This is a genomic window from Acinetobacter gandensis, assembly GCF_001678755.1.
GTDB lineage: Bacteria > Pseudomonadota > Gammaproteobacteria > Pseudomonadales > Moraxellaceae > Acinetobacter > Acinetobacter gandensis.
Genome location: NZ_LZDS01000009.1, coordinates 35,786 through 42,167, shown reverse-complemented (window position 1 = coordinate 42,167; position 6,382 = coordinate 35,786). Strand labels below are relative to the sequence as shown.

Sequence of the window (6,382 nt, the reverse complement as noted above, 5' to 3'; positions counted from 1 at the left end):
GCCGTTATAAGTTAGGGCATGATCGCCAATAAACTGGCGTTTGCAGTCCTTACATTGATAGTTCTGCTTGCCATAGCTTTTTTTGCCGTTTTTCTTTAAACTGGGACTGTGACAGTCGGGGCAATTGATCTGTATTTGTGTCTTCATAACCTCAAATATATCATCTTGCTTCGGCTGTCACTCTCCTTTATTAACTCAGCATACTTTCTGATACACCACCAAAAACTGAATAAGAAAATGAAGATTAGTATTATAAAAAGTAATAGATGACAGTGGGTGGGTTATGTTTTTTCAGACGATTCGGAAATACAAAATATGACAATGTAGTGAATTTTTACGAATTTCTTAGCAATATAAAAACCAATTAATACTTTGCTAAAATTTATTACATATTGAAAATAAAGGAAATTTATTTAAATCAAAGGCCAATCATCAATTATCATAAAAGCGTCATAAAGATGTAACCTAACTGTCATACTCTAAAATCAAAATGCGTATATCGAAAAAGTACAAGACTTTATTAGAAAGTGGCGTACTCCAATAAATGCATCAATAAAGAGAGATGAGAATGCGCTTCAATCATATCGCAATTGCGTTGGCACTTTCAGGGGCAGCTGTTGCAACAACTGCAAATGCAGCTCGTGACACGATCCAAATTGCTGGTTCTTCTACAGTTTTGCCTTACGCAAGTATTGTTGCAGAAGAGTTCGGTAATACATTCCCACAATTTAAAGCACCTGTTGTAGGTTCTGGTGGTACTTCTGGTGGTTTGAAACAATTCTGTAATGGCGTTGGTGATAACACTATCGATATTGCTAATGCATCTCGTAAAATTAAAGACACTGAACTTGCTGCTTGTAAAAAAGCAGGTGTAAACCAAGTTCTTGAGATTAAAGTAGGTTATGACGGTATTGTGTTTGCATCAAACGCTAAAAAAGCGGCATTCAAATTACGTCCACAACATGTATTTGCTGCTTTAGCCGCTGAATTACCATCAAACGGTAAAATGGTTGCAAACCCATATACACGTTGGAACCAAATTGATCCAACTCTTCCTAACGAAGCAATTACATTGGTCATTCCAGCGTCAAATCACGGTACGCGTGAAGTATTCCAAGAGAAAATGGTAGATGCTGGCTGTGAAACTTACCAAGCATTTGCGAAGCTAGATAAAGATGCACAGAAAAAGGCATGTTCTACATTCCGTAAAGATGGCCGTGTGATTGAAATTGCTGGTGACTACACTGAAACACTAGCACGTTTAAAAACATCTCCAAATGCAGTCGGTGTTTTTGGTTTAGGTTTCTATGATCAAAATCGTGACAAATTACGTGTAGCGACAGTAAACAACGTTGCGCCATCTGAGAAAACAATTCTGAATGGTTCTTACCCTGTATCACGTCCATTGTTCTTCTACGTGAAAGGTGAGCATCTTAAATCAATCAAAGGCTTGAAAGAATTTACAGAATTCTTTGTAAGCAAAAAAGTATCTGGTAAAGGTTCTAAGCTTGAAAAAGCAGGTCTGATTTCAATGTCTGACAAAGAACGTGCTGCGGTACTTGCAAACTTCAAAGCGGGTAAAGCTGTTAAATAAAAGTATGGAAATAGCCAATGGCAGGGTCGACCTGCCATTGGTTTTTTTGCAAAGAAACAGTTTTTTCAAAATGTGTAATTGAAGAAACAGTGGAGATTACATGAATCTGCTCCTCATTGGTGTGTTACTGGCGATTATTGCCATTGCCTATCAAGTTGGCTTAACCAAGAGTCGTAAACTTGCAGGTAAAGGGAATAACTCAGCGATGCTGCATTCTCGACCGGGTTACTATGGTGCATTGGTCGCGTTGTGGTGTGGTATCCCAGCATTTTTAATTCTGATTGTTTGGAATTTAGTTGAACCAAGTATTTTTCAACAAGTCATTTTAAATCATGTGCCTGAACAAATTCGTGCGACGCTAGATCCAGCGAGTACAAGCGTGATGGTTGAGCGTGTACAAGCATTGGCTTCAGGTTTTGGGGTGAGCGACACACCAGCTGCTTATGAACTTGCAGCAGCAGAACAGTTAAAGAAAATTGAGAACATTGGTTCATTTGCGAAATTAGCAGTTGTAGTAAGTGCGGCATTGATTGGTTTAGTGATGGCTAAACGTCGCATTGCAGAAAAATATCGTGCACGAAACCAAGTTGAAAAAGTTTTAAATGTGGCATTGGCACTATGTTCAGGCGTGGCGATTTTGACCACTGTCGGCATCGTAATGTCGATGTTTAGTGAAGCAATGCGCTTCTTTAGTTTTGTTAATCCACTCGATTTCTTCTTTGGTACTGAATGGAACCCAGGTTTTAGTACTTCGGGAAGTGCAGAAGGCAGCTACGGCTTATTACCTTTATTGTGGGGTACGCTCATGGTGAGTGGTATCGCATTATTGGTAGCTGTTCCTGTTGGTCTAATGATTGCAATTTATCTTGCTGAATATGCAAAACCAAGTTTCCGTTCATGGGCAAAACCTGCAATTGAAGTATTAGCAGGTATTCCAACCATTGTTTACGGTGTATTTGCTTTAATGGTTATTGGCCCATTTGCTAAAGATTTAGGCGCAATGATTGGGCTCGATATTAATGCTACAAGTGCCTTAACCGCTGGTTTTGTCATGGGCATTATGATTATTCCTTTTGTCTCTTCATTATCTGATGACATTATTACTCAAGTGCCACGAGCGCTACGTGATGGTTCACTCGGATTAGGTGCGACTAAATCTGAAACGATTCGCCAAGTGGTTATTCCAGCAGCATTGCCGGGTATTATCGGTGCGTTCTTGCTTGCAGCATCACGTGCAATTGGTGAAACCATGATTGTGGTACTAGCCGCTGGTAATAGTCCGCTGTTACATATCAATCCACTCGAAGCGGTTTCGACAGTCACAATTACTATTGTTAATCAATTAACAGGTGATACAGATTTTGCGAGTCCTCAGGCTTTAGTTGCCTTTGCATTGGGCTTAACGCTGTTTGTAATTACTTTAGGTCTGAATATTGTTGCGCTGTACATCGTGCGTAAATACCGTGAGCAATACGAATGAGTACGACTAATACATCAAATATGGATCAAACATTCGATCCGCAGGCTGCGGCTGAGCAGCGTGAAAAACGTAAAAAAATCATCGAAAGCTCATTGGCAAAACGTCACCGTAAAGAAAAGACGTTTCGTATGTTTGGCTTCGGTGCGGTCATTACAGGTTTATTATTTGTTGCTTTGCTATTTGGCAGCATCTTGGCAAAAGGTTTACCTGCATTTTGGCAAAGTAGCATGACTGTGCCGGTGTTTTTTGATCCAGCAATTATTCAAATCGGCCCTAAACCGGTTCAAAAAGAAGGTGAGTCACCTGCACAGTTTGAAGAGCGTTTTATCGCTTGGCAAACTGAAATGGGCATGGTGGATTGGGATGCACTCATTGTTAATGGTATTGTTAAAAAAGCCCCTGAAATTGCCAATCAAAGTGATGAGTTGAATAGCATTTACACCAGTTCTGAATCTTATCGCTTACGTGATATGGTGATGAAAGATCCGTCATTGATTGGTAAAACGCAGGACTTTAAAATTTTAGCTGATGCGAATGTCGATGTATGGTTAGCGGGTAATATTGACCGTAGTTTGCCAGATGAACAGCAACAGCTCAGCCCTGAAGTACGTCAATTGGCTGATCAGTTAAAAGCCGATGGTGTTATCACCAATAGCTTCAATACAGAGATCTTTAAAAATCCAGACTCACGTAGTTCACCAGCAACTTCTGGTTTAGCAGGCGCATTTATGGGCTCGCTATTTATGATGCTGATAGTGATTGTGCTATCTATTCCAGTTGGTGTGGCATCTGCTATTTACCTTGAAGAATTTGCACCGAAAAATTGGATCACTGACATAATTGAAGTCAACATCAATAACCTTGCAGCAGTTCCATCGATCGTATTTGGTTTGTTGGGTGCAGCAATCTTTATTGGTTGGATGCATATGCCACTCTCTGCACCTGTTGTAGGTGGTTTGGTCTTGAGTTTAATGACACTACCAACCGTAATTATTACAACACGTGCATCTTTAAAAGCAGTTCCACCTTCGATTCGCCAAGCCGCTTTAGGCTTAGGAGCTTCACGCTTACAAACAGTTTTCCACCATGTATTACCGTTGGCACTGCCGGGTATTTTAACGGGCGGTATTATTGGTGTGGCACAAGCTTTAGGTGAAACAGCACCACTATTACTCATTGGTATGAGCGCCTTCGTTGCAAACGTACCTGCTACGCCACTTGATCAATCGACTGCTTTACCTGTTCAGATTTTCTTATGGCAGGGCAATGAATTGCGTAACTTCTTCGAAGGACGTACCGCAGCAGCGATTATTGTACTTCTGGCATTGATGATTGGCTTGAACAGTCTTGCCATTTGGTTACGTAAGAAATTTGAAGTACGCTGGTAATTGAGAGCATTATATGAATACAGTTATTACTCCAGAACAGAATTCCTTAGAACAGGATAAGTCCGTGAATCCAGAACAAACGCAATTTACCTCTGCTCAGGGCAGTCAAAAACAGCCATCGACTTCGTTTGTGTCTCAGTTCGATACACAGACAAGTCAAAAGAAAGATGCCAAATCTACTGATGTAAAAATTAGCACACAAGATGTTCATGTTTACTACGGTGAGACTGAAGCAATCAAAGGGATTGACCTAAATATTTATGCAAATGAAGTAATTGCTTTTATTGGTCCATCTGGCTGTGGTAAATCAACATTCTTACGTACCTTAAACCGTATGAATGACACCATTGATAGCTGCCGTGTAACCGGTAAAGTGATGATGGATAATCAAGATATCTATGATCCCAATCTAGATGTGGTTTTACTACGTGCACAAGTTGGCATGGTATTCCAAAAACCAAACCCATTTCCAAAGTCAATCTTTGATAATGTCGCTTATGGTCCAAAACTTCATGGTTTGGCACGTGATAAATACGACATGGAAGAAATAGTGGAAAATAGTCTGCGTAAAGCCGGACTTTGGGATGAAGTGAAAGATCGTTTAAATCAACCAGGTACAGGTCTTTCAGGTGGTCAGCAACAGCGTTTATGTATTGCTCGTACCATTGCAGTATCGCCTGAAGTGATTTTGATGGATGAACCATGTTCAGCACTGGATCCAATTGCAACAGCTAAAGTAGAAGAACTGATTTCTGAGCTTTCAAATCAGTACACTATTGCGATTGTGACCCACTCAATGCAACAAGCAGCGCGTGTATCTGATCGTACTGCTTACTTCCATCTTGGTGATTTAATTGAAGTAAATGCGACAGAAAAGGTATTTACTCAACCAGACCATCAACTTACAGAAGCTTATATCACGGGTCGTTTTGGTTAATTAAGCTCAAGACATGATTTAAAAAACAGAGCTAAGAAGCTCTGTTTTTTTAGATTAGAATTACATATCAAGGGCTATAAGCAAATCTTCATCAGTAGGCTGGAGTGAATTTATTAAAAACAGGAGAATAAGTGATCTTAAATAGCCTTATATAGTGTGAAAAAGATCTAGTAATTGAGTACTCATGTGAGCTGTATTTATATTATTAAAATATTAACTTTATAAAAAACATAATCTTAAATTTTATTTTGTTATGATTAATATCTAATTATTATGCAGTAGACATAATGCTTCAAGATAAAAAACAGGCTGAATTATTAAAAAATACGCAAAAAGCATATTTTAAAGCAGTTTTTGGTACCCCTTATATTGCGCATATCATTGCTGTAGCGTTGGTAGCGGTCAGTTTGATTCTTGCTGTATTTATCTCTTATGACGGTTTATTTACAACAGCTGCAAGCGAAGGTATGACGAATTATCATCGCTGGCTATATGACGTCTTTGTTTTTGTTGGCATCGCTATGGGGCCAGTTTTGTACATTTTGATGCGCCTTCAGTTACGAGAGCGGGGCGGCCGCCAGGCATGGCGTGAATATACACGTGCGCATGCGCAATTTAAAATGAATAGGTATCACAAAGCCCAAGCAGAAGGAAAAAAAACATTGTTGAACAGCTGGGTTTCAGAAGCTGCAGTGTTCATAATGATAATTGCGGTATTTATTCTGATGTATTCAGTCATCACGCCAAATGAGTCTGACCGCCGCAGTGATTTTTGGATACAAACATGGTGGCCTATCAATGCTGTGCTGATCGGGCTGATTTATTATGGAATTTTCTGTCTTTATATACGCTTATTTGCAGTGATGGAAGTTGAAAGTCAGTATCAGCTGTTGCAAACTCAAGAACAGCGCACTTTGCGTAAAAAGTAGGCTGAAGAAGACGATAATACCGACAGCAAAAAGAACATAATTTCTGCACACACT

Annotated in this window: 6 protein-coding genes; 5 read left to right on the top strand and 1 reads right to left on the bottom strand. The window is 39.7% G+C overall.

All coding sequences use genetic code 11. The annotated features are described in order from the left end of the window. Positions 1-147 (bottom strand): IS1/IS1595 family N-terminal zinc-binding domain-containing protein (locus A9J31_RS15305; RefSeq protein ID WP_162270471.1); only part of this gene is annotated, 147 nt, incomplete at its 3' end. 421 nt (positions 148-568) lie between these two features. Here A9J31_RS15305 and A9J31_RS04595 point away from each other — a divergent pair. The 5 genes from A9J31_RS04595 to A9J31_RS04575 all read left to right on the top strand — a co-directional run bounded on the left by A9J31_RS04595 (position 569) and on the right by A9J31_RS04575 (position 6,328). Then, positions 569-1,594 carry a substrate-binding domain-containing protein gene (locus A9J31_RS04595; protein ID WP_034703646.1) on the top strand — a complete coding sequence of 342 codons (1,026 nt, stop codon included), beginning with the start codon at positions 569-571 and terminating at the stop codon, positions 1,592-1,594. Between the two features lie 100 nt (positions 1,595-1,694). Then, positions 1,695-3,074: a phosphate ABC transporter permease subunit PstC gene (gene pstC / locus A9J31_RS04590; RefSeq protein ID WP_034703645.1), complete on the top strand. Its 1,380-nt coding sequence runs from the start codon at positions 1,695-1,697 to the stop codon at positions 3,072-3,074. After that, positions 3,071-4,462: a phosphate ABC transporter permease PstA gene (gene pstA / locus A9J31_RS04585; RefSeq protein WP_067762785.1), complete on the top strand. Its 1,392-nt coding sequence runs from the start codon at positions 3,071-3,073 to the stop codon at positions 4,460-4,462. Before pstC ends, pstA begins: the two co-directional genes overlap by 4 nt. Positions 4,463-4,475: 13 nt before the next feature. Beyond that, entirely contained in the window at positions 4,476-5,399 is a 924-nt protein-coding gene (pstB, locus tag A9J31_RS04580) for a phosphate ABC transporter ATP-binding protein PstB (protein ID WP_067762784.1), read from the top strand. Positions 5,400-5,686: 287 nt separating this feature from the next. Next, entirely contained in the window at positions 5,687-6,328 is a 642-nt protein-coding gene (locus tag A9J31_RS04575; RefSeq protein WP_067762783.1) for a hypothetical protein, read from the top strand. Positions 6,329-6,382 lie beyond the last annotated feature (54 nt).